The sequence below is a fragment of the Microbacterium sp. genome (genome assembly GCF_031178445.1).
In the GTDB taxonomy this organism is placed as follows: domain Bacteria; phylum Actinomycetota; class Actinomycetes; order Actinomycetales; family Microbacteriaceae; genus Microbacterium.
Map to the genome: position 1 here is coordinate 105,133 of NZ_JAPSIY010000004.1, position 26,253 is coordinate 131,385.

Here is a 26,253-nt window from a genome sequence, read left to right on the forward strand (position 1 = left end):
ATGCACGCCGATCTCGTCTTCACCGGAGGCGCCTTCGGCGGGCGCGTGTTCCTCTCCGACGCGTCGCGCGCCCGCGCGGACGCCGTCGCCGTCCGCGACGGCCGAATCGTCGCCGTGGGTACGGATGCCGCTGAGCTGATCGGCACCGGCACGGAGGTCGTCGACCTCGATGGGCGCCTGCTCATCCCCGGGTTCCAGGATGCCCACGTGCACCCACTGTGGGGTGGGCTCGACATGCTGCGCTGCGATCTGGCCGATATCGGTACGCAGGACGAGTACCTGGATCGCATCCGCCGCTACGCCGGCGCGCATCCGGACGACGAGTGGGTGCTGGGCGGCGGGTGGCAGATGTCGGCCTTCCCCGGCGGCACCCCGACGGCGGCGGCGCTGGACTCCGCCGTGGCCGACAGGCCGGCCTTCCTGCCCAACCGCGACGGACACGGCGCCTGGGTGAACACCCGCGCGCTGGAGCTCGCCGGCATCACCCGCGACACACCGGATCCAGCGGACGGCCGGATCGAGCGCGACACCGACGGCAACCCGTCCGGCACGCTGCATGAGGGTGCGATGGGTCTCGTGAACCGGCTGCTGCCGCCCGAGCCGCACGAGCGCCTGCGTGAGGCGCTCGCTGTCGGGCAGCGGCATCTGCACTCTTTCGGGATCACCGCCTGGCAGGACGCCATCGTGGGAACCCAGTACGGCGACGCCGGTGATCCGCTGCCGGTGTACGTCGCGGCCGCGCAGGCGGACGAGCTCTCTGCCCGCGTCGTCGGCTCGCTGTGGTGGGACCGCAATCGCGGGCTCGAGCAGATCGACGACCTCGTCGCGATGCGCGAGGCCGGCCGAGCAGGCCGCTTCGCCGCGACGAGCATCAAGATCATGCAGGACGGTGTGGCCGAGAACTTCACGGCGTCGATGCTGGAGCCGTACTGCGACGGACACGGGCACCGCACCGACAACTCCGGCATCTCGTTCGTGGAACCGGAACTGCTCAAGGAGGCGGCGGCCCGGCTGGACGCGCTCGGGTTCACCCTGCACTTCCACGCCATCGGCGACCGTGCGGTGCGGGAATGCCTCGACGCCGTCGAGGAGGCGCTGCGCCGCAACGGGCCGCGGGGCAACCCGCATCACATCTCGCACATCCAGGTGGTGCACCCCGACGACGTGCCGCGCTTCCGCCGGCTGGGGGTGACCGCCAACATGCAGATGCTGTGGGCGACGCTTGAGCCGCAGATGGTGGAGCTGACGCTGCCGTTCCTCGGGGATGAGCGCTCGAGCTGGCAGTATCCGTTCGGCGACCTGCTCCGTGCCGGCGCCGCGCTGGCCGCCGGCAGCGACTGGTCGGTGTCGACTCCCGACCCGATGGCGGCGATCCACACGGCGGTGAACCGTCGTTCGGCGCCGTCGGAGTGGGAGGGCGACTATCCGGCGTTCCTGCCCGAGCAGGCGATCGACCTGGGCACGGCACTGCAGGCGTACACGGCGGGTTCGGCTCGGGTGAACAGTCTGCCCGAGACCGGCAGCATCCGGGTCGGGATGCTCGCCGACCTCGCCCTGCTCGACCGCGATCCGTTCGACGGCCCCGCCGACGAGATCGGCAACACACGGGTGCTGGGCACGTGGGTCGAGGGCGAGCGGGTCTACACCGCCGAATGAGGCGCGCCACGACAGGACGGTAACCGAGAACAGGACGATTCTCGCGAGATCGTCCTGTTCTCGGCGAATCTCCTGTTCTCGGCGACTGCCCGCTGCGCGGGCGCGTCGGTGGCGCGGCGCCCGCGCAGCGGAGGTCAGAGGATGCCGGCCGCCTCGCTCAGCACCCCGCGCAGGATGCCGGAGATCTCGCGGAACTCCGGCTGGCCGATGGTCAGCGGCGGGGCGAGCTGGATGACGGGATCTCCGCGGTCGTCAGCGCGGCAGTACAGGCCGGCGTCGAACAGCGCCTTCGACAGGAACCCGCGCAGCAGCCGCTCGGACTCATCGGCGTCGAAGGTCTCCCTGGTCGACTTGTCCTTCACGAGCTCGATACCGAAGAAGTAACCGTCGCCGCGCACATCGCCCACGATCGGCAGGTCGAGCAGCGTCTCGAGCTCGGCGCGGAACAGGGGAGAGTTCTCGCGAACGTGCGCGTTCAGACCCTCCTCCTCGAAGATGTCGAGGTTCTCCAGCGCCACGGCCGCCGACACCGGATGCCCGCCGAACGTGTAGCCGTGCGGGAAGAAGGTCTGCCCCTTCGAGAACGGCTCGTAGACGCGGTTCGACACGATCGTCGCCCCGATCGGCGCGTAGCCGCTGGTCATCGCCTTGGCACACGTGATCATGTCGGGCACGTATCCGTACCCGTCGCACGCGAACATGTGGCCCAGCCGCCCGAACGCGCAGATCACCTCGTCGGAGACCAGCAGCACGTCGTACCGGTCGCAGATCTCGCGCACCCGCTGGAAGTAGCCGGGAGGGGCAGGGAAGCACCCGCCCGAGTTCTGCACCGGCTCCAGGAAGACCGCTGCCACCGTGTCCGGGCCTTCGAAGAGGATCATCTCCTCGATGCGGTCGGCGGCCCAGCGGCCGAAGGCCTCGGGGTCGTCGGACGGCGCGCCCATCTCGGCGGCGCGGTAGAAGTTCGTGTTCGGCACCCGGAAGCCACCCGGCGCCACGGGCTCGAACATCTCCTTCATCGCGGGGATGCCGGTGATCGCCAGCGCGCCGTGCGGGGTGCCGTGGTACGCGACCGATCGCGAGATCACCTTGTGCTTGCCCGGCTTGCCGACCAGCCGCCAGTACTGCTTGGCCAGCTTGAACGCGGTCTCGACGGCCTCACCTCCGCCGGTGCTGAAGAACACCCGGTCGAGATCGCCCGGGGCGTGTTCGGCCAGCCGGTCGGCCAGCTCGATCGCCGAAGGATGCGCGTACGACCACAGCGGGAAGAAGGCCAGCTCCTCAGCCTGCCTGGCCGCGGCCTCGGCGAGGCGGCGCCTGCCGTGCCCGGCGTTGACCACGAACAGCCCCGCCAGTCCGTCGATGTACTTTCGCCCGTCGGCGTCCCAGATGTGGTGCCCCTCGCCCCTGGTGATGATCGGCACGTGCCCGGCGTGCATCGTGGACTGTCGGGTGAAGTGCATCCACAGGTGGTCGGACGCCTGCTGCTGCCACCGCTCGCTCTGCGCGCTCATGCCGTCGTCCTCTCGCCTGCCGCATCCGCGTACTCATCCGCCACCGACAGCGCCTCGTCGATTGCCGACAGGCCGCGTACCAGCTCCTCCTCCGAGATCACCAGCGGCGGCGCGATGTGAGTGCGGTTGAAATGCATGAACGGCCACACGCCGCTCTTCTTCGCCGCCGCCGCGAACGCGCCCATCGGGGCGGCGTCGGCGCCGGTCGCGTTGAACGGCACCAGCGGCTCGCGCGTCTGCTTGTCGCGCACCAGCTCCACGGCCCAGAACAGGCCGCGGCCGCGCACCTCTCCGACGCTCGGGTGCGTGTCGACCCACGAGCGCAGGGTCGGCTCGACGATGCGTTCGCCGAGGTCGCGCACGCGCTCCAGGATGCCGTCGCGCCGGAAGACCTCGAAGGTCGCCACGCCCGCGGCGCAGGCGAGGGGATGACCGGAGTAGGTGAGCCCACCGGGGAACGGGACGGTGTCGAAATGCGAGGCGACCCGATCCGAGATCACCACCCCGCCCAGTGGGACGTAGCCGGAGTTCACGCCCTTCGCGAAGGTGATGAGGTCGGGTTCAGCGTCGAACGCGTCGATGCCGAACCACTCGCCGAGGCGCCCGAACCCGACCATCACCTCGTCGGCGATGTAGAGGATGCCGTGTCGGTCGCACAGCTCCCGAACGCCCTGCAGGTAGCCGGGCGGCGGCGGGATGACGCCGTTGGTGCCGACCACGGTCTCGATGATGATCGCGGCGATGGTCGAAGGGCCCTCGAGCAGCACGGTCTGCTCGAGGTGGGCGAGCGCGCGCTCGGCTTCCTGCTCGGGCGTCTCGGAATGGAACGGAGAGCGGTACAGATACGGCCCGAAGAAGCGGACCGCGCCGTTGTCGCCCGGATCGTTCGCCCAGCGGCGCGGGTCGCCGGTCAGCGAGATCGCCGTCGACGTGGAGCCGTGGTAGCTGCGATACATCGACAGCACCTTGCGGCGGCCGGTCGACTGCCGTGCCATGCGCACCGCGTATTCCACCGCCTCCGCGCCGCCGTTCGTGAAGAACACCTTCTCGAAGCCGGCGGGTGCGACCTCGGAGATGAGCCGGGCGAGCTCGCCGCGCACATCGTTGGCGACGGAGGGCTGGATGGTCGCGAGGCGACCGGCCTGCCGCTGGATGGCGGCGACCAGGTCGGGATGCTGGTGGCCCAGGTTCAGGTTCACCAGCTGACTGGAGAAGTCCAGGTACTCGTTGCCCGCATAGTCCCAGAAGGTGGACCCCTCGCCCGCGGCCACCGGCACCGGGTCGATGAGGGCCTGGGCGCTCCAGGAGTGGAACACGTGCGCGCGGTCGTCTGCTCGCACCTGCGCCTCGGCTTCGGCGGAGGGGAGGGGGTGCGTCACGCCGTGCCGGTCGGTGAACTGTGCCATGTCGTGCTCCTTCGTCGTCGGCGTCAGTGGTTGCTCGGGAAACCGAGGTCGACCTGGGCGGGGGTGTGGTCCGGCCAGCGGGTCGTGACCACCTTCGACCTCGTGTAGAAGTGGATCGACTCCGGACCGTAGATGTGCGAGTCTCCGAACAGCGACTTCTTCCAGCCGCCGAACGAGAACGCGCCGACCGGGACGGGAATGGGCACGTTCACCCCCACCATCCCGACCTCGACGTCGAACTCGAACTGGCGGGCGGTGCCGCCGTCGCGGGTGAAGATGGCGGTGCCGTTGCCGAACGCGTTGGCGTTGATGAGCTCGACCGCCTCCTGGTACGAGTCGACGCGCACGACCGCGAGCACGGGGCCGAAGATCTCGTCCTCGTACACCTTCATGCCGGGTCGCACCCCATCGATCAGCGAGACGCCGACGAAGAAGCCGTCGCCCTCGAAGGTCTTCCTCGTGCCGTCGACGACCACGGTGGCGCCCTCCGCCTCGGCTCCCGAGACGTACGAGGCGACCCTGTCGCGGTGCTCGCGCGTGATGAGCGGGCCCATCTCGCTGGCCGGGTCGGTGCCGGGACCGATGCGCAGCTGTGCGATGCGCGAGCGGATGCCCTCGACGAGGTCGTCTGCGACGTCGCCGACGGCGACCAGCACCGACACGGCCATGCAGCGCTCGCCCGCCGATCCGTAGGCGGCAGAGACCGCCGCGGCCGCGGCGCCGTCGATATCGGCGTCCGGCATCACGACCATGTGGTTCTTCGCGCCGCCCAGCGCCTGCACCCGTTTCCCGTTCGCGGCCGCGCGCTGGTAGATCGCCTGCGCGACGGGGGTGGATCCGACGAAGCTCACGGCGGCGATGTCGTCGGAATCGAGCAGTGCGTCGACCGCCTCCCTGTCTCCGTTGACGACGTTGAGCACGCCGTCGGGCAGACCGGCCTCCTGGAAGGCCCTCGCGAGCCAGATCGCCGCCGAGGGGTCCTTCTCGCTCGGCTTGAGCACGACGGTGTTCCCGCAGGCGATGGCGCTGGCCACCATCCACAGCGGCACCATGACAGGGAAGTTGAACGGCGTGATGGCGGCGACGACCCCGACCGGCTGCTTGACCGAGTGCACGTCGACCCCGCGCGAGACCTGCTCGGACCGCTCGCCCTTGAGCAGGTGCAGCAGGCCCGCGGCGAATTCGACGTTCTCGATGCCTCGGGACACCTCGCCCGCCGCATCCGAGAGCACCTTCCCGTGTTCGCTGGTGACGATCGCCGCGAGTTCGTCGGTGCGCTCCGCGAGCAGCTGGCGCAGCCGGAAGAAGACATCGGCGCGCTTGATCAGGCTCGAGGCCCGCCATGCCGGCTGCGCCGCTTTCGCAGCGGCGATGGCCTCTCCCACTTCGGCAGTCGAGGCGGCGGCGACCTGGCGGTGAGCCTCGCCCGTGGCCGGGTCGTAGACGGGTAGTGTGCGGGCGGCCTCGCCCGATTCGGCGCCGTGGATGAAGTGTCGGATCGTGGTCACTGCTGCTCCCGGGTGGATGGGTCGAGGTTCGGGCATCCGTACACTCTGACCGAGCGCAACGATGCATGTTGTCGCCCATGGTTTCAGAGGACAGGATGGATGTATGCCTGCAGATCGTCGGAATCTGGCACATCGTCGTACAGAGCGTACGGATGCTGTGGCGCTGCCCAGTGTGCGTGACGTGCTGAAGGTCGAGGCGCTGCGCCGTGGCGAGCCGGAGGTGCTCGTCGGCGGCACCGCGCTCGACGCCGCGGTGCGCTGGGTGCACGTCTCGGACAGCGACAGGGTGGCTGCCCTGCTCGACGGAGGCGAGCTGCTGTTGACGACGGCGGCCGGATGGCCGGGGACGACGGGAGCTCTGGTGTCGCTGGCCGCATCCCTCACCGAGGCTGGCGTCGCGGGAGTCGTGCTCGAACTCGGCACCCGGTTCACCGTCGTGCCGCCGGCGTTCGCGGCGGCATGCCGTGAACGGGGACTCGCGCTGATCGCACTGGAGCGGGAGGTGAAGTTCGTCACCGTCACCGAAGCCGTGCACCGCCGGATCATCACGGGCCAGCTCGATGCGCTGCAGGAGCGTCAACGGCTGCATGAGTTGTTCACCGGCCTGAGCCTGCGCGGTGCCGCCGCCGAGGTGGTCGTGCAGGAGACCGCACGCGCGCTGCGTGCACCGGTGGTCCTCGAGGACCTCGCGCACGAGGTGATCGTCGCCGACGCGTTCGACCTCCCGGACGGGGAGGCTCTCGGCGGGTGGGTCGACCGCTCGGCGCGCCGGCCGGCGGAGTGGACGCGCGTTCCGGTCGCCGCCCGCGGCACCCACTGGGGAGAGCTGGTCGCTCTGCAGGGGCCTGCGCATCCTGCCGGCCGGGCGACCGTGCTCGAACAGGCGGCGACGGCCCTCGCCCTCTCGCGCCTGGCCGAGCCATCGGACCGGTGGGAGAGGCTGCGAGGCGATCTGCTGCTCGGGGCGCTGCTGGGCGAGCGCTTCGTCGCCGAGTCCGACATCGAGGCGCGCCTGCAGGCATCCGGATTCCCCGTGCACGGGCGCGCACTCCACGCGATCGCCGCTGGGCCGGCCGTGCACGACGTTGCCTGGCATCCCCAGGCACTGGCGGAGCGTTTCGCGGAGCACGGCGCGCGGTGCCTGTCGGCGGCCGTCGGCCCCGAGCTTCTCGTGCTGGTCTCGCTGCCCGGAGGGCGCCGGCTGCCGGACGAGATCCTCTCGGGGCTGGGTGCGCTCGCCGTGAGCGATGCAGCTGGCTCAGTCGAGGAACTGCGATCGGCGCTCACAGTGGTGCGCCGGCTCGCACGCACCACCGGCTCGGGGGAGGTGCTGCGGGTCGCCGAGCATCCCCTCGCGCGCCTGGCGGCGGAGCTGGGCGGCGATCACAGGCTCCGCCGGCACAGTACGCGGCTTCTGGCGCCGCTGATCCGCCACGACGCGGCGAACGGCGGTGATCTCCTCCGAGTGCTGCGCGCGGTTGTCGCGCATCCGGGCAGTCGCACGGCCGCCGCGGCGGCGTCGCATCTGTCGCGGTCGGTGTTCTACCAGCGGCTGGCGCTCATCTCCGAACTCACGGGCGCCGATCTGGACGACGGCGAGACGCTCGCCGCGCTGCATCTCGCCCTGCTCGCGCATCGCTCCTGAGGAAACGGTCGGAACCCGCGCACGACGAGTGCGGGTCAGCGAGTCAGGTACACCTTGCGCAGAGTCTCGGTCACCGTCCACACCGTCCGCATGCCCGACGCCAGGCGCATGACGGAGCCGGGGCCGATGTCGACGGACGGCAGCGCGGGTGATTCGAACTCGATCCGCGCCCGGCCGGACAGCACGACGAACACCTCATCGCTCTCGACATCCGCCGCGACCCCCGGCGTCATCTCCCACACCCCGAGCTCGGCGCCCCCGAATGCGCCGAGCTCGAGCGCGCCCGCGCTCGGGGTTCCCGCCCGGATGTCGGATGCCGGCAGCGGCTCATGTGCGAGAGAGACGCCGGCGGCATCCGCCGCCGTGCCGGGATTGAGCGGTGTCATGAATCGAATCCCATGCCGACCGCGTCGAGCGCCTTCAGGAACAGGTTGCGCCTGCCCTGGTTGTGATCGGCCCGGTTCATGGCCGCCCGCACGAGGTTCACGCCGATCGCCGCCGCGGGCTCAGGTGGGAAGGGGATGGGGCGGGTGCGCACCATCTCGAGCTCCGTGCGCTCGGTGCTCACGCCTGCGAGCTCATCGAGCATGACGTCGGCGGCGAACCGGGTGGCGCCGACGCCGAGCCCGGTGAAACCGGTGGCATAGGCGACCCGGCCGCCTCGTGCGGTGCCGAAGAACGCGCAGAACCGGCTGCACGAGTCGATCGCTCCCGCCCAGCGATGGGTGAACCGCAGTCCCTCCAGCTGCGGGAAGGTCGTGAAGAAGTGCGAGGCGAGCCGGCGGAAGCTCTCGGGACGCTCCTCGTAGCGCTCGCGCACCTTGCCGCCGAAGTGGTAGATCGCGTCGTACCCGCCGAACAGGATCCGGTCGTCGGCGGTGAGCCGGTAGTAGTGGAACTGGTTGGCGCTGTCGGCGAGGCCCTGACGGTTCCGCCAGCCGATCGCCTCACGCTGCTCGGCGGTGAGCGGCTCCGTCATCAGCACGTAGTCGTACACGGGTACGGTCATGAGCCGGTTGCGCTTGAGCAGGGAGGGGAAGGCGTTGGTGGCGAGCGCCACGTGCTCGGCGACGACCGATCCCCGCTCGGTGCTCACGGTCTGGATGCCGTTGCCCGAGACCCCGGTGACACGCGTGCGCTCGAAGATCTGCACACCGAGCTCGGTCGCGACGCGGGCCAGCTCCAGCGCGAGCTTCGCCGGGTTCACCATGGCGCAGCCTTCGCGATCCCATGATCCGGCGAGGTAGGTGGGCGAGGCCACTTCGGACTGCACTTCCGCCTGGTCGAGGAAGTCCTTTCCCTGCATCCACTCGACCTCGTGGGGTTCGACGGCGACTGCCAGCTGCCCGGTGCGCTCCCATTCGACGTCCATGCCGTAGCGCTCGATGGTGTGCTGGATGCCGTCGAGGTTCTCCAGCCCCAGCCGCTCGAGCTGCACCATCTCCCGTGGCCACCGGTTCATGCCGTTCTCGCGACCGTGGGTGAGGCTGGCCTCGCAGAAACCGCCGTTGCGTCCGGATGCCGCCCAGCCCACCCGATTCGCCTCGAGCAGCACGATGCTGCGCTGCGGATCGCGTTCCTTCGCGCGGATGGCGGTCCACAGCCCGGCGTACCCGCCGCCGACCACGGCGAGGTCGGCGCGCACCTCGCCGTTCAGTGCCGGGTGGGCGGTGCGCTCGAGCTCGTCGAGCCAGAACACGCTGTGACGCGTGTCGTGCAGCGCGTGGTCCACGACTGCCGCGGCGGGTCGGAGCCGTTCGAAGACGGTTGTTCCCATGAGTGTCGCTCCGTTGCGAACGGTCACACGCTCAGCGCGTTCCCCAGTTGTAGAAGTCCTTGTGCAAACCGGCGTAGAGGAAGCACTCCGTGTGCACGACGCCCGGGATGGTGCGCACCCGCGTGGAGACCAGTTCCAGCAGATCCTCGTCGGTCTCGCAGATCGCCTCCGCCAGCACGTCGTACGCGCCGAGCGTCACGACGACGTAGGCGATCTCGTCGTACGCCTTCACGGCCTCAGCGACCTCGCGGGGGTCGCCCTGCACGCGGATGCCGATCATCGCCATCCGTGCGAAGCCCAGCTGGCGCGGATCGGTCACGGCGACGATCTGCATGATCCCCGACTCGGTCAGGCGTTGCACGCGCTGGCGCACGGCGGCCTCGCTGAGGCCGACAGCGCGGCCGATCTCGGCGTACGGGCGGCGGCCGTCCTGCTGCAGCAGCTCGATGATGCGCTTGGACACATCGTCGAGCACGGGAGCCTTCGTCTTGTCGCTCATGTGTCGATTCTGTCAATACCAGACGTCTCTGGCAACTGAATTCGCAGAGTTTCTGTCTCAACAGTGCCGAATTCGTAGCAGAACGGCTATCGTGTGGCGCATGCAGACCACGTTGAAGAACCACATCGCCGGGGCATCACGCGACGCTGCCGGTACGGGAAGACTCGACCTGATCGATCCGGCGACCGAGGACGTGCACGGCAGCATCCCGATCTCGGATGCCGCCGACGTGGACGCCGCGTACGCCGCGGCCGCCGCAGCCTTCCCCATCTGGCGCGAGACGACCCCTGCCGAGCGGCAGCTGGCGCTGTTCCGCATCGCCGACGCCATGGCGGAGCGTGCCGAGGAGTTCGCCGATCTGGAGTCGCAGGACACCGGCAAGCCCCGAGCGACGCTCGTCACCGACGAGATCGACCAGTCCGTCGACCAGCTGCGCTTCTTCGCCGGCGCCGCGAGGAGCCTCGAGGGCCGCGCGGCAGCCGAGTACCTCGCCGGCCACACCTCGTTCGTGCGTCGTGAGCCGATCGGCGTCATCGGCCAGGTCACGCCGTGGAACTACCCGCTGAACATGGCGGTGTGGAAGATCGCACCCGCGCTCGCCGCGGGCAACACCGTCGTGCTCAAACCCGCCGAGACCACCCCGCGCTCCACGCTGCTGCTCGCAGAGATCGTCGCGCAGCACACTCCGGCCGGAACGCTCAACGTGGTGCTGGGGGACAGGGAGACCGGTGCGGCGCTCGTCGGGCACCCGACGGCGCAGATGGTCGCGATCACCGGCTCGGTGCGCGCCGGAATGGCGGTCGCCCGGTCGGCGGCATCCGACCTGAAGCGCGTGCATCTGGAGCTCGGAGGCAAGGCCCCTGCGGTCGTCTTCGGCGACGCACCGCTCGACAAGGCCGCGGAGGGCATCGTCAGCGCCGCCTTCTTCAACGCCGGCCAGGACTGCACGGCCGCGACGCGGCTCATCGTGCACGCATCGGTGCACGATGAGGTCATCGCCCTGCTGGTCGCCCGCACCGCCACGCACGCCCGCACGGGAGGGCCGCACGAAGAGGGAGTGTTCTTCGGGCCGCTGAACAGTGCGGCGCAGCTGGCCCAGGTGCAGGGGTTCGTCGATCGCCTCCCCGCGCATGCACGGGTGGAGACGGGCGGGCACCGCCACGGTGACAGAGGGTACTTCTTCGAGCCGACCATCGTGTCCGGCATGCGACAGGATGACGAGGCCGTGCAGAACGAGGTGTTCGGGCCCGTGCTGACGGTGCAGTCGTTCGAGACCGACGACGAGGCACTCGCGCTGGCGAACGGCGTGCGATACGCGCTGGCCGCCTCGGTGTGGACGAGGGACCACGCCAGGGCCATGCGTTTCACGAGGGACCTCGACTTCGGCTGCGTGTGGGTCAACACCCACATCCCGTTCGTGTCCGACATGCCGCACGGAGGGTTCAAGCACTCCGGGTACGGCAAGGATCTCTCGCAGTACGGCTTCGACGACTACACGCGCGTGAAGCACGTGATGACCGCGCTGGACTGAGCCGAACGGCTCGACACGTGTGACGCGAGGTGCCAGACTGGGGCCCGATCGACACGCGAGGACCACCGTGACACGACCGCTTGCCGGACCGCAGAGCCTGCTGCGATCCCTCAACGCGCGGGCCATCCTGGAAGCACTGGCGAGGCGAGGCGCGCTGACCCGCGCGGAGCTCATGCGCGAGACCGGCTTGTCGAGGACCGCCGTCACACAGGTGCTGCGGATGCTCGACGGGGGAGGTTTCGTGGCGCCGGCCGGCGAGGACCGCACGCCGAAGGGGCCCGCCGCCGCTCGCGTCTCGCTGCACCCGCAGCTGGGTTTCGCCGCCGCCGTTCATCTCGACCACCGCACAGCGCACGCCGTGATCGTCGACCCGGCAGGCAACGTGCGGGCACAGGACAGCGCACCCCTGCCGGCCGGTTCGGAGCGCGCGGAGGTGATCGCACGACTGGTCGACGGCTGCCGCCGCTCCGCGCCGCTTCACGCGGTGGTCGTGGCCGCGCCGGGCATCGTCACCGGGGACGGCCAGGTCCGCGACGACCTCGGTCCGGACGGCGGTGCCCTGCGCCACACGCTCGCCGAGCTGCTCGGATGCCCGGTGCGCATCGAGAACGACGTGAACCTCGCCGCGCTCGCCGAGCTCTCCGGCCCGGTCGGTGCCGTCACCGGCAGCTTCGCCCTTCTCGCGCTGCTCGACGACGGCATGGGCGCAGGCTTCATCATCGACGGCGTGCTGCACCGCGGTGCCTCCGGCCTGGCGGGCGAAGTGCAGTACGTGCCGCAGACACCGCTGCCCATCGGTGCGCCGGTGCTGAGCCCCGAGGTGATCGCCGACCTCGCGCTGGCGCACGACGGCGACCCCGCTCTGGGCCTGCGAGCGCAGATCGCCGCAGCCGAGCACGGCGATCCCGCCGCGCACAAGGTGGTGGCCGAGGTCGCCAGGCGCATCGTCCTCACCTGCGGCAGCATCGCCCTCATCCTCGACCCCGAGGTCTTCGTGCTCGCGGGGGCCGCGACGCACCCGCTGCTGGCGGCGGCCGTCCACGACGCTGCGGCCGAGTTCGCCGACAGGCTGCCGCTGCAGTTCGCGGCGGCATCGTTCGGAACGGAGGCTCCGTTGGTCGGAGCCATCGCCCAGGCGGCCTCCGCTCTGCGTTCGACGCTCTTCTCCCACGCGCTGTCGCCCGAGAACAGGAGACGCTGATGCTCACCACCCGGCTCGGTCTCGGCGCTGAGGCCAGGGCGATCATCCTCAACGCCGACGACTTCGGCATGTGTCATGCCGCGAACCAGGCGATCGCGGCGTTGCTCGACGAGGGCCGCCTCGATTCGGCCACGGTCATGGTGCCGTGCGCCTGGTCGCCCGAGGCACTGGCGTTCTCGGCGGCCCGCACCGATCTCGACGTCGGCGTGCACCTGGTGCTGACCAGCGAATGGTCGAACTACCGCTGGCGCCCGCTCACCCCCGCCGCCACGCTGACCGACGCAGGCGGGTACTTCCCTCGCACCGTCCGCGAGGTCGAGGACCGCGCGGATGCGAAGGAGGTGGCTCGTGAGCTGGAGGCACAGCTGGACGCGGCGCTCGCGGCCGGAGTCGACGTCACGCATCTCGACAACCACATGGGCTCTGTCTACGGAATGGAGACCGGCCGTGACTTCCTCGCACCGGTGCTCGAGCTCGCCGCTCGCCACGGTCTGCCGTTCCGGCTGCCGCGAATCTCCGAGGGCCTGCAGCTGGACGCCGCTCAACTGCAGCGCTTCGAGCAGGCAGTGGCTGCGGCCGATGCCGCCGGCGTGGTGATCCCCGACAGGCTCTGGACGCACGCGTTCGAGCTTGCCGGCGAGGGCACGCCGCAGGAGGAGACGTACGAGCAGGTGCGCGACGCCTTCATCGCGATGCTGCGGAAGGTGCCCGCCGGTGTGACCGAGGTATATCTGCATCCGATGGCGGACGGCGATGAGCTTCGCGGCGCGGTCGACTACGGCGCGGCGAAACGCGGGTACGAGTTGCGTCTGCTTGCCGACCCCGTGGTCGAGCGGACCATCGCCGATGAAGGGCTCGTGCGGCTGCGGTGGCGCACACTGCGCGACCTGCAGCGCCTCGGCGGAGCAGACGCGTGAGCCTCGCCGGTATCCGCGAGCGTCGCCTCGAAGGGGCGCCGACGCGCGCCCAGTCGATCGCCTTCGGGGCATCCGGATTCCCGATCCAGCTGATGACGCAGACCTTCTCGGCGTTCGTGGTGTACTTCTACGTCGCCCGACTGGGAGTGCCTGCGGATTGGGTGGCCGTCGCGATGATCGCGCACGGCGTCCTGAACGCGGCGCTCAACCCCGTCGTCGGTGCGCTGTCCGACCGGCTCCGCTCGCCGTGGGGGCGCCGCATCCCCTGGATCGGGGTGGGGCTCGTGCCGCTCGCGGCCGCCTTCGCACTGATCTGGATGCCGCCGGCTCTGCCGGCCGCCGGCCTGATCGCATGGTTCCTCGTCGTCGTCGCCGTCTACGACATCGCGTTCGTGGTGGTCGTGCTGAACATCTCCGCGTTGTTCCCCGAGATGTTCCGCACCACCGAGGAGCGAGCGCGAGGGAACGTGCCGCGGCAGATCTTCGCGATCGTGGGCATGGTGCTCGGCACGGCCGGTGCGCCGCTGCTGTACGGCACGATCGGCTGGCACGGGATGGCGATCGCGCTCGCCGCGGTGTGCCTCGTGCTGCTGATCTGGTCGTTCGCGGGCGGCATGATCGAGAGGCACGGCGCAGTGGCGACGGCTCCGCCGATGCCGTGGCGCGATCAGCTGCGCCACACGTTCGCCAACCGCGCCTTCGTGCCGTACGTGCTCGGCTCCCTTCTCGTGCAGAGCGCGATCGCGGTGATCCTCGCCGCCATCCCGTTCTACGTCGAGTTCTCGCTGCGGGCCGATGAGACCAGCGGAAGCATCCTGCTCGGCGCGGTGTTCGTGACCGCCATCCCCGCGATCGTGCTGTGGAGCGCCGTGGTGCGCCGCACCACCCCGCGCACCGCGCTGCTGTGGTCGGTCGCCGTCTTCGGCGTTGCGGTGGTGGGTTATCTGCTGCCTGGCGACGTGCTCGGCGCGGCGCTCGTGGGAGTGGGCGTCGGCGGGCTGCTGCAGCTGCTCGAGGTGGTCCTCGCCCAGATCATCGACCAGGACGCCGCTCGCACCGGACACCGCCGCGAGGGCGTGTACTTCGGCGTGAACGGCTTCGTGGTTCGCGGCTCGGTCGTGCTGCAGGCCGTCGTGGCCGCCTGGGTGCTGAACGCGAGCGGGTTCGACGCAGCGCTCGGCGACGCTCAGCCCGACTCGGTGGACGGCGGCATCCGCATCATGCTCACGCTCGTACCCCTCGCGCTCACGGCGCTCGCCTGGCTGTGCTTCTGGTTGTACCCCATCCGCACGCGCGACCTGTGAGACGGCTCAGCCGAGCCTCTTCACATGACGCAGCTCGTTCAGCACCAGACCGGGCCTCTCCTCGATCTTCGTTCCGCCGTCGGCGTGCCAGCCGTGTCTCTCGTAGAACCGTATGGCACGCTCGTTGCCGGCGAGCACCCAGAGGTACGCGATCTCGTGGCCAGCGGCGCGCAGTGCCTCCTCGACACCGCCGAGCAGTGCATGACCGACCCCGGTCGACCAGGCGTCGGGGTGGGCGTAGATGCCCCACAGTTCGCCCGTTCCGGGAGCATCCTCGTCACGGGCGGCGCCGAACCCCGCCCAGCCCGCGACAGTGCCGTCGCGCTCGACGACCAGGGTGAGCGAGCGCCGATCGGGATCGTCGAGGATCCGCTCCCAGCCGGCCTCGCGGTCGGAGATCGACAGGCCGTCCAGCACATCCTGCGGCATGAGACCGCGGTACGCCCTCTGCCAGCCGCGCACGTGCACCACGGCGATGCCGTGCGCGTCGCGCGGTTCGGCTGTCCTCAACAGCAGTTCGCCTGTCAGCATCCGATCATTCTGCCCGAGGCGAGCGCCTCACGTGTCGCGTCGCGGCCCGTCGGAGGGGGTGACCGTGAAGATGTGCGGGGCGGTGAAGCGCGCCTCCGCGAAGGCCCGTTCCACGGCGTCGGCGATGGGGGCCACCTGCGAGCGCTCGACAAGGGCGATCGCCGCGCCGCCGAAGCCGCCGCCGGTCATCCGGGCGCCGAGCGCCCCCTGAGCGAGGGCGGTGTCGACGGCAGTGTCGAGTTCGGCGATGGAGATCTCGAAGTCGTCGCGCATCGAGGCGTGCGACGCGACGAGCAGGTCGCCTATGCCGCGCGGACCCTCGGTCTCGAGCACCGAGACGGTGTCGAGCACGCGCTGGTTCTCGGTGATCACGTGACGCACGCGGCGGAAGGTGGTGTCGTCCATCAGCTCGGCCGCACGGGGCAGGTCGGCGGTGGTCGCGTCGCGCAGCGACCGGATGCCGAGCAGGGCGGCCCCGCGTTCGCAGGCGTCCCGCCGCTCACGGTAGCCCCCGGTGGAGTGCGCATGCTTCACCTGCGTGTCGATCACCAGCAGTTCGAGACCCGCGGCCTCGAAACCCGTCGGGATGGAGCGCGTCTCGAGCGTCCGGCAGTCGAGGAAGGTCGCGGCATCCGCTCGGCCGAGCGTCGATGCCATCTGATCCATGATGCCGGTGGGGGCGCCGACGGCCTCGTTCTCGGCGCGCCGTCCGGCCTGGGCGAGCGCGACCGGGTCGAGGCCGAGTGCCCACAGCTCGTCGAGCGCCGCTGCGACGGCGCCCTCGATGGCCGCGGACGACGACAGGCCCGCGCCGACCGGTACGTCGGAGGCGATCGCGATGTCCACACCGATCGGGGCGTCCACCCGCAGCGCGCCCAGCGCCCACGCCACGCCCAGTGCGTACGCCGACCATTCCGGCACGGCCGGAATGGTGCCGGGAGCAGTGGGGAACAGCGTCTTCAGATCGCCGAGCGACACCTCGACCGGGTGGTCGGCGAAGGTGGAGGCCACCCGGATGCGGTCGTCATCGCGCGCCGCCGCGGCGGCGAAGGTGCGGTGCTGGATGGCGAACGGCAGCACGAAGCCCTCGTTGTAGTCGGTGTGCTCGCCGATGAGGTTCACCCGGCCGGGCGCCGACCACACGCCGTCCTGCTCTCGGCCGGTGAGGTCGGCGAACAGCGTGCGGGCGTCGTGCAGGGCGGTCATGGTGTCTCCCGGAAGGATCGGAGGTCACGCTTCGTCGCAGATCTGCCGTTCTGCGGATGCGGCGGTCGGAACCTCTGCGAATCTGCGCAGATCTGCGAGGGTGGTGCGGGCGGGGGTCAGGGGGCGGGGACGGATTCGACGGCGGCGCGCAGTCGCTCGGCTGCCGTCTCGGGCAGGATCTCGGCGGTCCAGGCGTGCATCGCCGATTCGGATCCGGCCAGGAACTTCAGCTTGTCGGCAGCGCGTCGGGGGCTGGTCAGTTCCAGGCGCAGTCGCACGGTGTCTCGTCCGACGTGCACCGGCGCCTGGTGCCATGCGGCGATGTAGGGCGTCGGGCCGGCCGCCAGTGCCGGAACTTCAAGCGAGCCCTCGGCAGCGGGCGCACTGCGCTCGGGCTGATACAGCGCGTCGACGCCCCGCAGCAGACGCAGGTACAACGGGGCGAGCTCGTCGCGCTCGGCGTCGCTCAACGCGGCGATATCGGGTACGTGACGGTGCGGCATCAGCTGCACCTCCAGCGGCCAGCGCGCGGCGAACGGCACGAAGGCGGTCCAGTGCTCGCCGCTCAGCACGACCCGCTCGGAGGCCTGCTCGAACGCCAGCACTCTGGCGAACAGATCGGGTGCGGTGCGGTCGATGCTCTCGAGCAGGCGCTGGGTGCGCGGCGTGACGTACGGGTAAGCGTAGATCTGGCCGTGCGGGTGGGGCAGGGTCACGCCGATCGCCTCGCCACGATTCTCGAACGGGAAGACCTGCTCGATGCCCGGGAGCGCGGAAAGGGCGGCGGTGCGGTCGGCCCACGCCTCGATCACCGTCCGGGCCCTGGTCACCGACTGCGTGCCGAAGGAGCCGGAGTGGTCGGGGCTGAAGCACACCACCTCGCAGCGGCCGATGCTCGTGCGGGTGCGGCCGAGGCCGAGGTGGGCGAGATCGCCGAGGCCGCGCGGCGCGTCGGATGCCGCTGGTGCGCCGCCGGTCGCCTCGGCAAGCGCCGGGCCGAACGAGGGGGAGCGGTTCTCGAAGACCGCGACGTCGTAGCGCGAAGGGATCTCGGAGGGGTTGGACGGCGTCTGCGGGGCGAGCGGGTCGGCGTCGGCGCTGGGCAGCATCACCCGGTTCTGGCGCTTGGTGGCGAAGGTGATCCAGTCGCCGCTGAGCACGTCCTGCCGCATGGTGGCGGACTCCGGGCGCGGGTCGAGTGCTCGCGCGTCCACGCTGCGCTCGGGACCGAGCGACGTTCCGGGGTCGTCGTAGTAGAACAGCTCGCGTCCGTCGGCGAGCAGGTCGCTGCGCTTGGTGACGCCTGCCCCGAGTGTCTCGGTGCTCAGCTCAGCGGATCTCGGCATGTTCACGTAAACACGATAGTCCGTCGACCGTGGTAGCGTCAACACGCGGCCATGCCCGGCACGGGCCGGCCGCGACGGGGCCGGGTCGTCGTGCCGCATGCACGGCAACGCCGGTAGGAGAGTTGCGGAGTGCGGGGAGAGCGGATGCCGCAGGCGAGACGCGTGTCCATGGCGATGGTGGCCGAGCGTGCCGGGGTGTCGGGGCAGACCGTCTCGAGGGTGGCGAACGACAGCCCCAAGGTCGACCCGGAGACCAGGCGCAGGGTCGAGCAGGCGATGTCCGAGCTCGGCTATCGGCCGAACCGGGCCGCCCGCGCCCTGCGCACCGGTCGCACGCACACGCTGGGACTCGTCGCGCAGACGCTCGCGAGCGTGGGCAACTCGCGCATGCTGCAGTCGGTCGCCGAGGCCGCGGCCGCGCGTGGATACGCGCTCACCGTGGTGACGCTCGGCGCAGACGGTGACATCGCCGGTGCCTTCGATCGGCTGCACGATCAGGGTGTCGACGGTGCGATCGTGCTGAACGAGGCGAGCGCCCTCGCCCGCGGCGCAGCATCCGCCGGCCTGCGACTGGTAGTGGTCGACTCGCCGCCCGACGAGCGCTTCACGGTGGTGGCGACGGATCACGCCGCCGGGGCGCGGGCCGCGACCGAGCATCTGCTCGCGGCAGGGCACCACACGGTGCACCATCTTGCGGGCCCATCCGGCTCCTTCGCCGCCGCCGAGCGGGAGCGAGGTTGGCGGGAGGCCCTCGCATCCGCCGGGGCGCCGGCATCCGAACCTCTGCGCGGAGACTGGACATCGGCCTCCGGCCGTGCTCAGGCGGAGCGGATGCTCGATGCGCAGGTCACGGCGCTGTTCGCGGCCAACGACCAGATGGCGCTCGGCGCGCTGCGCGCTATCGCGGAATCGGGGCGGCGCGTGCCGCAGGATGTCGCGGTCATCGGATTCGACGACATCGCAGACGCGGCAGAGTTCATCCCTCCGCTCACCACCGTGCGCCAGGACTTCGACGCGCTCGGCGAACACGCCGTGCGCGCCCTCGTGGCCGCGGTCGAGGCCGGCGAGGAATCCGGCGACCTGCGGCTGGTGCCCGAGCTGGTGATGCGCGAAAGCGGCTGACGCGTCACCCGGCTCAGCGCAGTGCAGCCGCCTCGTCCGGCCGCATCTCGGTGCGCTCGCCGTCCGGCCAGGTGATGCGGAACACCGGCGAACCGGCGGCCTCTGCCGACGGTGCCGGCGGGGCGGCGGCGGGCGCACCCAGGAAGACGGCGACGATCTGCCAGTCTCCCGGTGACGCCTCCGTCTCGATCCACGGAACGGCGGTGCGCCCGTTCAGCGGCGTGACGTCGTCCTGCAGCAGCACCCCTTCGGTCACGTCCTTCAGGCCGTGCAGCGCGATGACGCGAGTGGCCAGTCGAGGCGACTGCGCCCATGCCCCTTCGCGCACCTGGCTGTCCGGCGCGGTGAGGGCCCAGCCGCCGACGCGCAGTCGCCCGGATGCCGCGGCATCCGCTTCGCGCACCCTGACGAACCGCACTTCCCACGCACCGCGCACCACCGAGACCGTGTCGATCCAGGGGCCTTCGTCGGTGCGGCCGGCGTGCGTGCCGACTCCGATGTCGGCGGCGAGCCGCAAGCCGATCGGCCAGTGCGAGCGTGCCGTCGACGAACCGATCAGGGTCTGGTCGTCCAGCCGCGCCGTGCGCCCCGCGACGAACCCCGACCGGTGGCTGGGCTGCCCGTCGCGCAGCAGTGCGACCGTGCCGTCGACGGGAGCGATCGCGGTGGCGCCGTCGAGCACGGGTGAGGTGGCCGTGGAGTATCCGAACTTCGCATACAACGGGGCGTCCGGGTGCAGGGTGCCCTCGACGCGGTGGTCGGTGCCGTGGTTGACGACCCGCACGATGCCGTCGTCGGCCGTGCCGATGGCCAGCCAGCCCGGCGCGGCGATGACCCGTGCGAACGAGCGGCGATCGATGGGCAGGGGCTGTTCCCGCGCGGTCCAGACGGGGTGCTCGGTGGGCAGGGCGAGCCCGAGCATCCCCTTCGACGCCCAGTACGGCGAGCCCAGCCCTGAGTAGGTCTGAGCGAGGGGCCGCCACGGGTGGTGCCAGCCGAGGGTGAGCACGCCGTCGGCGTCGGGGGCATCGTGCTCGACGAAGTGCCTCACCTGACCGCTGGCCGCGCGGCGCAGCAGCCCAGGATCGTGCCGCGAACGACCGTGGAACGCGGCGGCCCATGCGGGCGCTGCGGCGGCGAAGCGGTACGTCAGGCTGCGTCCCTGGAGCAGCGGTGCACCGTCGGCGCCGATGAGATGCAGGGCATCGTCGAGATAATCGTCCAGGCGGGCGGCGTACCGCGCGATTCGGCTCGAGTGCTGCGGATCGTCGCGCACCATGTCCGCCCAGATCACGGGGTAGAACGGCAGTGCCCAGCCGCAGTAGTGATCGAAGTTGCGGCCGTCACCGTCGGCTACCCATCCGCCGTCGCGGTCGAAGGAATCGAGCAGAGCGAAGTCCTGCTCCCGGTCGGCGTCGGAGAACGGTCCGCCCACGCTCTCGAGAAACTGCTCGACCATGATGCGGAACCACGCCCAGTTGTTCGGCGGGTACGGGGCGCCGATGAATGTCGCCAGATAGTCGATGGTCTGCTGCTGAGCCTTCGCATCGAGCCTCGCCCACACCGTGTCGCGTGTCAGGTGCAGACCCAGCGCGAGCGCCGCCGCCTCGACCTTGGCCTGGTCGTGCTCGTCGGGACGCAGCCAGCGCTCCGGGTGACGGGGGTCCACACCGGCCGCAATGCCCTGTGCGTATCGTTCGGCGAGATGCGCGGTGGCCTTCTCATCGCCGGCGATCCGGAACGACGCGAGCATGAACGTGCGAGTGAAGCCCTCGAGGCGGTCGATGTCGCGACCGAGGCCTCCCGGCTCGCCCGGGTAGCAGATCAGCGATCCCGCCGGGCTCGCGTACCGCGCAGCCCCGTCGAGGATCGAGTCGGCCACGGTCGTCCAGTGTGCGCGGGTCCAGCCCGTGTACGGCGAGATCGCCGGGTCTTCGGCGGGCAGGGCGATCGTCATGCGCTGATCTCCAATTCGGCCTTCGTCACCGGATGCAGAGGCGCCTTCCCCGACGCGTATGCGGCCAGCTCGTCGAGCGCGGCGTCGGCGAGCCTGCGAGCCTCCGTGCCGAGCGATCCGGCCAGGTGCGGTGTGATCGCCACGTTCGGCAGCCGACGCAGTTGCGCGTCGGCTGGCAGAGGCTCAGGTTCGGTGACGTCGAGCAGCGCATCGATCCTGCCCGTGCGGCATTCCATGAGCAGCGCCTCATGGTCGACCAGCGCGCCGCGCGCGGTGTTGATCAACGTCGCACCGTCGGGCAGCATCGCGAGCTCGCGCGCCGAGATCATGTGTCGCGTCGATGGAAGGGAGGGGGCGTGCAGTGAGAGGATGTCGGCCTGGGGCAGCACCTCGTCGAGCGGGATCAGCGTGGCCCCGGCGGCTGCCACGGCCTCCGGGTCGGCGAAGGGATCGGCGACCACGGCGCGGAGGCCGTCGAACGGTCGCAGCAGCTCCACGACGCGGCGGCCGATGCGTGAGAAGCCGACGATGCCGACCGTGCGGTCGACGTTGCCGATGCTCCGCTGCGACCAGGCGTCCCAAGTCCCGTCGTAAGGCGCGCGAATGTGAGTCAGCGCCCGCTTGCCCGAGAACAGGATGGCGGCGATCGTGAACTCGGCCACGGGAACGGCGTTGACGTCGGCGGCCGACGTGACCCTGATGCCCCGTGCCCACACTTCCTCGGTGACGATGTCGCGCACGCTTCCCGCGGCGTGCAGCACCGCGCGCAGGCGCGGCATCCGTTCGAGACGGGCCGCATCCAGCCGAGGCGCGCCCCATGACGTGATGAGAACCTCGGTCTCTGCGAGTGCGCCCGCCACCGCCGGGTCGTCACTCACCAGCATGGGGCCCGTCACCTCGGCGAGTTGAGCGAATCGCGTTCGCCTGGTGTCATCGAACAGCAGGGCGAAGGCGTCCGCAGCCATCATCGCCTGCGCGCGGATTCTTGCCACATCGTCTCCCTGGTGAGTCCTACACGCACCCTGCCACAGTGCGGACCGCCCGCAGGCTTGCAGTTACGGCGAGAACCTGCTTTCATGGCGGAAAGCGTTTACCCGAAGCGTATCAGCTTCCCACCCCGAACGACAGAAACGGACAACCATGGCAGACGTGCGCGAGATCGGCATCATCATGAACGGCGTCTCCGGGCGCATGGGGTACCGGCAGCATCTGGTGCGCTCGATCCTCGCGATCCGCGATCAGGGTGGCATCGAGCTTCCGGACGGCTCGAAGGTCACCGTCAAGCCCCTGCTCGTCGGCCGCAGCGAGAGCAAGCTGGCTGAGATCGCTGCGAAGCACGGCATCGCCGACTACACGACCGACCTCGACGCCGCCCTCGCCGACCCGCGGTGGGAGATCTACGCCGACTTCCTCGTCACGAAGGCGCGCGCGACCGCGATCCGCAAGGCGATCGCGGCAGGCAAGGCGATCTACACCGAGAAGCCGACGGCCGAGTCGGTCGAGGAGGCGATGGAGCTCGCGCGCCTGGCCAGGAGCGCCGGCGTGAAGACCGGCGTCGTGCACGACAAGCTGTACCTGCCCGGCCTGCAGAAGCTCAAGCGCCTGGTCGACTCCGGCTTCTTCGGGCGCATCCTCTCGGTGCGCGGCGAGTTCGGCTACTGGGTTTTCGAGGGAGACTGGCAGCCCGCGCAGCGTCCGAGCTGGAACTACCGCACCGAAGACGGCGGCGGCATCATCAGCGACATGTTCCCCCACTGGAACTACGTGCTCGAGAACCTGTTCGGCGAGGTGAAGAGCGTCTACGCGCAGGCAGCGACGCACATCCCCGAGCGCTGGGACGAGAAGGGCGAGAAGTACACCGCCACAGCGGAAGACGCCGCCTACGGCATCTTCGAGCTCGAGGGCGGCATCATCGCCGAGATCAACTCCTCGTGGACGGTGCGCGTGAACCGCGACGAGCTCGTCGAGTTCCAGGTCGACGGCACGCACGGCTCGGCCGTGGTGGGGCTGTTCGGCTGCAAGATCCAGCCGCGCAACGCCACTCCGAAGCCCGTGTGGAACCCCGACCTCGAGGACGCGCACGACTACGACGCCGACTGGCAGGCCGTGCCGACGAACGATGTGTTCCTCAACGGCTTCCGCCAGCAGTGGGAGGAGTACCTGACCTCGTACGTGCTCGGAACCGACTACGCCTTCGACCTGCTCGCCGGCGCGCGCGGTGTGCAGTTCGCCGAGGCCGGGCTGGCCTCCAGCGCCGAGGGCCGCAAGATCTCGCTGTCGGCGCTGAGCCTGGACTGATCCGATGAGGACTCTTCGTCTTCTCTCCGCCGATGGCACGGCGACGGATGCTGCGCTCAACGACTCCGGCGGGTACGAGAGGCCCTCGTCGGCACTTCGCAGCCGGGTCGCCTATGCCGCCGCACACGTCGTGCCGAAGGTGCACGCCGACAACACTCCTGGTCAGCCGGCCGACATCGACTGGGACTCGACACTGGCGTTCCGCCGCAACGTCTACTCCTGGGGCCTCGGCGTCGCCGACGCCATGGACACGGCACAGCGGAACATGGGGCTGGACGCCGCGGCGACCCGCGAGCTCATCGCTCGCAGCGCCGAGGTCGCGCGCGAGGAGGGCGGCTCGGTCGTCGTCGGCGTCAACACCGACCATGTCGATGAGGCCCGCATCGCGCTCGATCAGGTGATCGACGCTTACAAGGAGCAGTTGCATCTCACCGAGGAGCAGGGCGCCGGACCCGTGCTGATGGCGTCCCGTCACCTCGCCAGGGTCGCGGCATCCGCCGACGACTACCGTCGCGTGTACCGATCGGTGCTCGAGTCGGCGACCACCCCTGTGGTGCTGCACTGGCTCGGCACCGCCTTCGACCCTGAGCTGCAGGGCTACTTCGGCGCCGACGACTGGCAGACGGCATCCGGCGTGCTGCTCGACATCATCCAGGAGAACCCGGGGAAGGTCGCGGGCGTCAAGATGAGCCTGCTGAACGCCGAGAGCGAGATCTCGGTGCGAGAGCGCCTTCCCGAGGGCGTGCGGATGTTCACAGGGGACGATTTCAACTACGTCTCGCTGATCGGCGACTCCGGCGTCGGCGAGCGGCCGTACTCCGACGCGCTGCTGGGTGCCTTCGCAGCCATCACTCCGGTCGCCTCCGCAGCCATCCAGGCACTCGACGCCGGCGACCCCGCCTCGTACGAGCGCATCCTCGGTCCGACCGAGGAGCTCAGCCGCCAGGTGTTCGCGGCGCCGACGTTCTACTACAAGACCGGCGTCGCGTTCCTGGCCTGGTTGAACGGCCATCAGCCTGCGTTCCAGATGGTGGGTGGCCTGCACTCCGCGCGCAGCCTGCCGCACCTGTCGCGCATCGTCGAGCTCGCGAACGCGTCGCTCGCGCTCGAGAATCCCGACCTCGCACGCGAACGGTGGCACGGGATGCTGCGCCTGAACGGAGTGGACGCATGAGCGCCGTCGATCCCCGCCTGTCGATCAACCAGGCGACCATCAAGTACGCCGACCTCGAGACCGCTCTGGCGGTGACGGCGGATGCCGGCATCCAGGCGATCGGGCTCTGGCGCGAACCGGTGAACGCCGTCGGCCTCGACGTCGCGGCGAAGATGCTGGCCGACTCCGGGCTGCGCTTCACGACGCACTGCCGCGGCGGGTTCTTCACGCTGCCCGATGGCCCCGAGCGCTCTGCCGCGCTCGACGACAACCGTCGCGCGATCGAGGAGACCGCGACGCTGGCCGCCGCCGGCGCCGAGGGTTCCACCGCGGTGCTCGTCCTGGTCGCCGGCGGACTGCCCGCCGGCTCCCGCGACCTGGTCGGCGCCCGGGAGCGGGTGCGCGACGCGCTCGGCGACCTCGCCGACGACGCGAAGGGCAGCGGCGTGACGCTGGCGATCGAGCCGCTGCATCCGATGTACGCCTCGGATCGCTGCGTCGTGTCGACGCTCGGACAGGCGCTCGACATCGCCGCCGACTTCGACGCGTCGGTCGTGGGCGCTGCTGTCGACACCTTCCACATCTGGTGGGACCCGCAGGTGCTGGAGCAGATCGCCCGCGCCGGACGCGAGGGTCGTATCGCGACGTACCAGGTGTGCGACTGGAGGACACCGCTCGCCGAGGACGTGCTGCTGTCGAGGCACTACACCGGCGACGGCGTGATCGACTTCGGCTCGCTGACCCGCGCGGTGGTCGAGACGGGGTACGACCGCGACATCGAGGTGGAGATCTTCAACGCCGACATCTGGGCCGACGACCCCGCACGCGTGGTCGCGCGCACCGCGGCCTCGTTCGCCGAGGCGATCAGCCCGCACCTGCCCTGACCGGCGAGGGGATCGGCAGCACGAGAGGATGGGCAGATGACGATCAGACCAGGACTCTGCTCGGTGACGTTCCGGCAGCTCACCGCCGAGCAGGTCGTGGCGGCAGCCGCCGGCGCCGGTCTCGAGGTGATCGAGTGGGGCGGCGACGTGCACGTGCCGCCCGGCGACCCCGAGCGGGCGGCTGAGGTCGCGCAGGCGACGACGGATGCCGGACTCGAGGTGTGCTCGTACGGGTCGTACTTCCGCGCGGGCGCCGACGAGCAGCTCACCCCGATCCTCGACAGCGCCGAGGCTCTGGGGGCCGACCGCGTCCGCGTCTGGGCGGGAACGGTCGACGCCTCCGACGCCGACGACGCCGACTGGGCGGCAGTGACCGGCCGCCTGAAGGATGCCGTCTCCGAGGCGTCGGAGCGCGGCATCCGTCTCTCCCTGGAGTACCACCGTCGAACTCTCGCCCCCGACCCCGCGTCGGTGAACCGGCTGCTGCAGTACGTGCCCGGCCTGGGCACGTACTGGCAGCCGGCGGTGGACGCGCCCGACGCCCAGGCGCTCGCCGAGTTCGACGCGATCGCCGCGCATGTCGATGCCGTGCACGTCTTCTCGTGGTGGCCGGCGGCCGAGCGGCTGCGCCTGCACGAGAGGGAAGCGCTCTGGCAGCGGCTCTTCGGCGAAGCATCAGCTCTGCCCTCCCCGCCGCGCGACGCCCTGCTGGAATTCGTACCCGGCGACGACCCCGCTCTGCTCCCCGCCGAGGCGGCGACACTGCGCGGCTGGATCGCCGCGGCGCAGTGATGGTCG

Annotated in this window: 22 protein-coding genes; 11 read left to right on the forward strand and 11 right to left on the reverse strand. The window is 70.5% G+C overall.

Features of this window, described 5'->3' with window-relative positions; translation table 11 throughout:
* Positions 1-1,656, forward strand: coding sequence for an amidohydrolase (locus tag RIN43_RS07205; protein ID WP_309128224.1), 1,656 nt, complete (start codon positions 1-3; stop codon positions 1,654-1,656).
* A gap of 134 nt (positions 1,657-1,790) precedes the next feature.
* Here the strand turns inward: RIN43_RS07205 and RIN43_RS07210 are convergent, their stop codons facing one another.
* From RIN43_RS07210 to RIN43_RS07220, 3 genes are read right to left on the reverse strand one after another with little or no spacing between them, the layout of a single operon-like run.
* Positions 1,791-3,170: an aspartate aminotransferase family protein gene (locus tag RIN43_RS07210; RefSeq protein WP_309128225.1), complete on the reverse strand. Its 1,380-nt coding sequence runs from the start codon at positions 3,168-3,170 to the stop codon at positions 1,791-1,793.
* Entirely contained in the window at positions 3,167-4,576 is a 1,410-nt protein-coding gene (locus RIN43_RS07215; RefSeq protein WP_309128226.1) for an aspartate aminotransferase family protein, read from the reverse strand. The genes RIN43_RS07210 and RIN43_RS07215 overlap by 4 nt, the downstream gene beginning before the upstream one ends.
* Before the next feature lie 23 nt (positions 4,577-4,599).
* Positions 4,600-6,120, reverse strand: coding sequence for a CoA-acylating methylmalonate-semialdehyde dehydrogenase (locus RIN43_RS07220; RefSeq protein WP_375163720.1), 1,521 nt, complete (start codon positions 6,118-6,120; stop codon positions 4,600-4,602).
* Between the two features lie 67 nt (positions 6,121-6,187).
* Here RIN43_RS07220 and RIN43_RS07225 point away from each other — a divergent pair, with 67 nt between their 5' ends.
* Positions 6,188-7,729, forward strand: coding sequence for a PucR family transcriptional regulator (locus tag RIN43_RS07225; RefSeq protein WP_309128227.1), 1,542 nt, complete (start codon positions 6,188-6,190; stop codon positions 7,727-7,729).
* A 35-nt stretch (positions 7,730-7,764) separates the two neighbouring features.
* On the opposite strand, the gene RIN43_RS07230 is transcribed toward RIN43_RS07225, so the two are convergent.
* Genes RIN43_RS07230 through RIN43_RS07240 form a run of 3 tightly spaced genes read right to left on the reverse strand, consistent with a single transcriptional unit; the run spans position 7,765 to position 10,005 of the window.
* Positions 7,765-8,115, reverse strand: a complete 351-nt coding sequence (locus RIN43_RS07230; RefSeq protein WP_309128228.1) for a cupin domain-containing protein — start codon at positions 8,113-8,115, stop codon at positions 7,765-7,767.
* The gene (locus RIN43_RS07235) at positions 8,112-9,506 is read right to left on the reverse strand and encodes an FAD-dependent oxidoreductase (protein ID WP_309128229.1); all 1,395 of its coding nucleotides are present in this window, start codon (positions 9,504-9,506) and stop codon (positions 8,112-8,114) included. The genes RIN43_RS07230 and RIN43_RS07235 overlap by 4 nt, the downstream gene beginning before the upstream one ends.
* A 31-nt stretch (positions 9,507-9,537) precedes the next feature.
* The gene (locus RIN43_RS07240) at positions 9,538-10,005 is read right to left on the reverse strand and encodes an Lrp/AsnC family transcriptional regulator (RefSeq protein WP_309128230.1); all 468 of its coding nucleotides are present in this window, start codon (positions 10,003-10,005) and stop codon (positions 9,538-9,540) included.
* A 100-nt stretch (positions 10,006-10,105) separates the two neighbouring features.
* Here RIN43_RS07240 and RIN43_RS07245 point away from each other — a divergent pair, with 100 nt between their 5' ends.
* From RIN43_RS07245 to RIN43_RS07260, 4 genes are all read left to right on the forward strand, one after another.
* Positions 10,106-11,536 carry a gamma-aminobutyraldehyde dehydrogenase gene (locus RIN43_RS07245; protein ID WP_309128231.1) on the forward strand — a complete coding sequence of 477 codons (1,431 nt, stop codon included), beginning with the start codon at positions 10,106-10,108 and terminating at the stop codon, positions 11,534-11,536.
* Between the two features lie 67 nt (positions 11,537-11,603).
* Positions 11,604-12,737 carry an ROK family transcriptional regulator gene (locus RIN43_RS07250; protein ID WP_309128232.1) on the forward strand — a complete coding sequence of 378 codons (1,134 nt, stop codon included), beginning with the start codon at positions 11,604-11,606 and terminating at the stop codon, positions 12,735-12,737.
* Positions 12,737-13,654 (forward strand): polysaccharide deacetylase family protein, encoded by a 918-nt coding sequence (locus tag RIN43_RS07255; RefSeq protein ID WP_309128233.1) that lies wholly within the window; start codon positions 12,737-12,739, stop codon positions 13,652-13,654. The genes RIN43_RS07250 and RIN43_RS07255 overlap by 1 nt, the downstream gene beginning before the upstream one ends.
* The gene (locus RIN43_RS07260; protein ID WP_309128234.1) at positions 13,651-14,958 is read left to right on the forward strand and encodes an MFS transporter; all 1,308 of its coding nucleotides are present in this window, start codon (positions 13,651-13,653) and stop codon (positions 14,956-14,958) included. The genes RIN43_RS07255 and RIN43_RS07260 overlap by 4 nt, the downstream gene beginning before the upstream one ends.
* A gap of 6 nt (positions 14,959-14,964) precedes the next feature.
* Here RIN43_RS07260 and RIN43_RS07265 read toward each other — a convergent pair whose 3' ends face one another.
* The 3 genes from RIN43_RS07265 to galT form a co-directional block, all read right to left on the reverse strand.
* Positions 14,965-15,489, reverse strand: coding sequence for a GNAT family N-acetyltransferase (locus tag RIN43_RS07265; protein WP_309128235.1), 525 nt, complete (start codon positions 15,487-15,489; stop codon positions 14,965-14,967).
* Positions 15,490-15,516: 27 nt separating this feature from the next.
* Positions 15,517-16,695, reverse strand: coding sequence for a galactokinase (gene galK / locus RIN43_RS07270; protein ID WP_309128236.1), 1,179 nt, complete (start codon positions 16,693-16,695; stop codon positions 15,517-15,519).
* A gap of 116 nt (positions 16,696-16,811) precedes the next feature.
* Complete coding sequence (gene galT / locus RIN43_RS07275; protein WP_309128422.1) at positions 16,812-18,041, reverse strand: galactose-1-phosphate uridylyltransferase; 1,230 nt, start codon at positions 18,039-18,041, stop codon at positions 16,812-16,814.
* 144 nt (positions 18,042-18,185) lie between these two features.
* On the opposite strand from galT, the gene RIN43_RS07280 reads away from it, so the two are divergent.
* Positions 18,186-19,163, forward strand: coding sequence for a LacI family DNA-binding transcriptional regulator (locus tag RIN43_RS07280; RefSeq protein WP_309128237.1), 978 nt, complete (start codon positions 18,186-18,188; stop codon positions 19,161-19,163).
* 13 nt (positions 19,164-19,176) lie between these two features.
* Here the strand turns inward: RIN43_RS07280 and RIN43_RS07285 are convergent, their stop codons facing one another.
* Positions 19,177-21,120: a DUF2264 domain-containing protein gene (locus RIN43_RS07285; RefSeq protein ID WP_309128238.1), complete on the reverse strand. Its 1,944-nt coding sequence runs from the start codon at positions 21,118-21,120 to the stop codon at positions 19,177-19,179.
* Positions 21,117-22,112 (reverse strand): hydroxyacid dehydrogenase, encoded by a 996-nt coding sequence (locus RIN43_RS07290; RefSeq protein WP_309128239.1) that lies wholly within the window; start codon positions 22,110-22,112, stop codon positions 21,117-21,119. Before RIN43_RS07290 ends, RIN43_RS07285 begins: the two co-directional genes overlap by 4 nt.
* A 148-nt stretch (positions 22,113-22,260) precedes the next feature.
* Here RIN43_RS07290 and RIN43_RS07295 point away from each other — a divergent pair, with 148 nt between their 5' ends.
* Genes RIN43_RS07295 through RIN43_RS07310 form a run of 4 tightly spaced genes read left to right on the forward strand, consistent with a single transcriptional unit; the run spans position 22,261 to position 26,247 of the window.
* Positions 22,261-23,418 carry a Gfo/Idh/MocA family oxidoreductase gene (locus tag RIN43_RS07295; RefSeq protein ID WP_309128240.1) on the forward strand — a complete coding sequence of 386 codons (1,158 nt, stop codon included), beginning with the start codon at positions 22,261-22,263 and terminating at the stop codon, positions 23,416-23,418.
* Positions 23,419-23,422: 4 nt separating this feature from the next.
* Positions 23,423-24,592, forward strand: a complete 1,170-nt coding sequence (locus RIN43_RS07300; protein ID WP_309128241.1) for a dihydrodipicolinate synthase family protein — start codon at positions 23,423-23,425, stop codon at positions 24,590-24,592.
* Entirely contained in the window at positions 24,589-25,455 is an 867-nt protein-coding gene (locus tag RIN43_RS07305; RefSeq protein ID WP_309128242.1) for a sugar phosphate isomerase/epimerase family protein, read from the forward strand. The genes RIN43_RS07300 and RIN43_RS07305 overlap by 4 nt, the downstream gene beginning before the upstream one ends.
* Positions 25,456-25,491: 36 nt before the next feature.
* On the forward strand, positions 25,492-26,247 hold the full coding sequence (locus RIN43_RS07310; RefSeq protein WP_309128243.1) for a TIM barrel protein: 756 nt from the start codon (positions 25,492-25,494) through the stop codon (positions 26,245-26,247).
* Positions 26,248-26,253: the final 6 nt, after the last annotated feature.

What these genes read in the sequence shown, in the direction of transcription:
- RIN43_RS07205 (WP_309128224.1), top strand. Translation starts at nt 1, where the DNA reads ATGCACGCCGATCTCGTCTTCACCGGAGGCGCCTTCGGCGGGCGCGTG.
- RIN43_RS07210 (WP_309128225.1), bottom strand. Translation starts at nt 3,170, where the DNA reads ATGAGCGCGCAGAGCGAGCGGTGGCAGCAGCAGGCGTCCGACCACCTG.
- RIN43_RS07215 (WP_309128226.1), bottom strand. Translation starts at nt 4,576, where the DNA reads ATGGCACAGTTCACCGACCGGCACGGCGTGACGCACCCCCTCCCCTCC.
- RIN43_RS07220 (WP_375163720.1), bottom strand. Translation starts at nt 6,120, where the DNA reads ATGCCCGAACCTCGACCCATCCACCCGGGAGCAGCAGTGACCACGATC.
- RIN43_RS07225 (WP_309128227.1), top strand. Translation starts at nt 6,188, where the DNA reads ATGCCTGCAGATCGTCGGAATCTGGCACATCGTCGTACAGAGCGTACG.
- RIN43_RS07230 (WP_309128228.1), bottom strand. Translation starts at nt 8,115, where the DNA reads ATGACACCGCTCAATCCCGGCACGGCGGCGGATGCCGCCGGCGTCTCT.
- RIN43_RS07235 (WP_309128229.1), bottom strand. Translation starts at nt 9,506, where the DNA reads ATGGGAACAACCGTCTTCGAACGGCTCCGACCCGCCGCGGCAGTCGTG.
- RIN43_RS07240 (WP_309128230.1), bottom strand. Translation starts at nt 10,005, where the DNA reads ATGAGCGACAAGACGAAGGCTCCCGTGCTCGACGATGTGTCCAAGCGC.
- RIN43_RS07245 (WP_309128231.1), top strand. Translation starts at nt 10,106, where the DNA reads ATGCAGACCACGTTGAAGAACCACATCGCCGGGGCATCACGCGACGCT.
- RIN43_RS07255 (WP_309128233.1), top strand. Translation starts at nt 12,737, where the DNA reads ATGCTCACCACCCGGCTCGGTCTCGGCGCTGAGGCCAGGGCGATCATC.
- RIN43_RS07265 (WP_309128235.1), bottom strand. Translation starts at nt 15,489, where the DNA reads ATGCTGACAGGCGAACTGCTGTTGAGGACAGCCGAACCGCGCGACGCG.
- galK (WP_309128236.1), bottom strand. Translation starts at nt 16,695, where the DNA reads ATGACCGCCCTGCACGACGCCCGCACGCTGTTCGCCGACCTCACCGGC.
- galT (WP_309128422.1), bottom strand. Translation starts at nt 18,041, where the DNA reads ATGCCGAGATCCGCTGAGCTGAGCACCGAGACACTCGGGGCAGGCGTC.
- RIN43_RS07280 (WP_309128237.1), top strand. Translation starts at nt 18,186, where the DNA reads ATGCCGCAGGCGAGACGCGTGTCCATGGCGATGGTGGCCGAGCGTGCC.
- RIN43_RS07285 (WP_309128238.1), bottom strand. Translation starts at nt 21,120, where the DNA reads ATGACGATCGCCCTGCCCGCCGAAGACCCGGCGATCTCGCCGTACACG.
- RIN43_RS07295 (WP_309128240.1), top strand. Translation starts at nt 22,261, where the DNA reads ATGGCAGACGTGCGCGAGATCGGCATCATCATGAACGGCGTCTCCGGG.
- RIN43_RS07300 (WP_309128241.1), top strand. Translation starts at nt 23,423, where the DNA reads ATGAGGACTCTTCGTCTTCTCTCCGCCGATGGCACGGCGACGGATGCT.
- RIN43_RS07305 (WP_309128242.1), top strand. Translation starts at nt 24,589, where the DNA reads ATGAGCGCCGTCGATCCCCGCCTGTCGATCAACCAGGCGACCATCAAG.
- RIN43_RS07310 (WP_309128243.1), top strand. Translation starts at nt 25,492, where the DNA reads ATGACGATCAGACCAGGACTCTGCTCGGTGACGTTCCGGCAGCTCACC.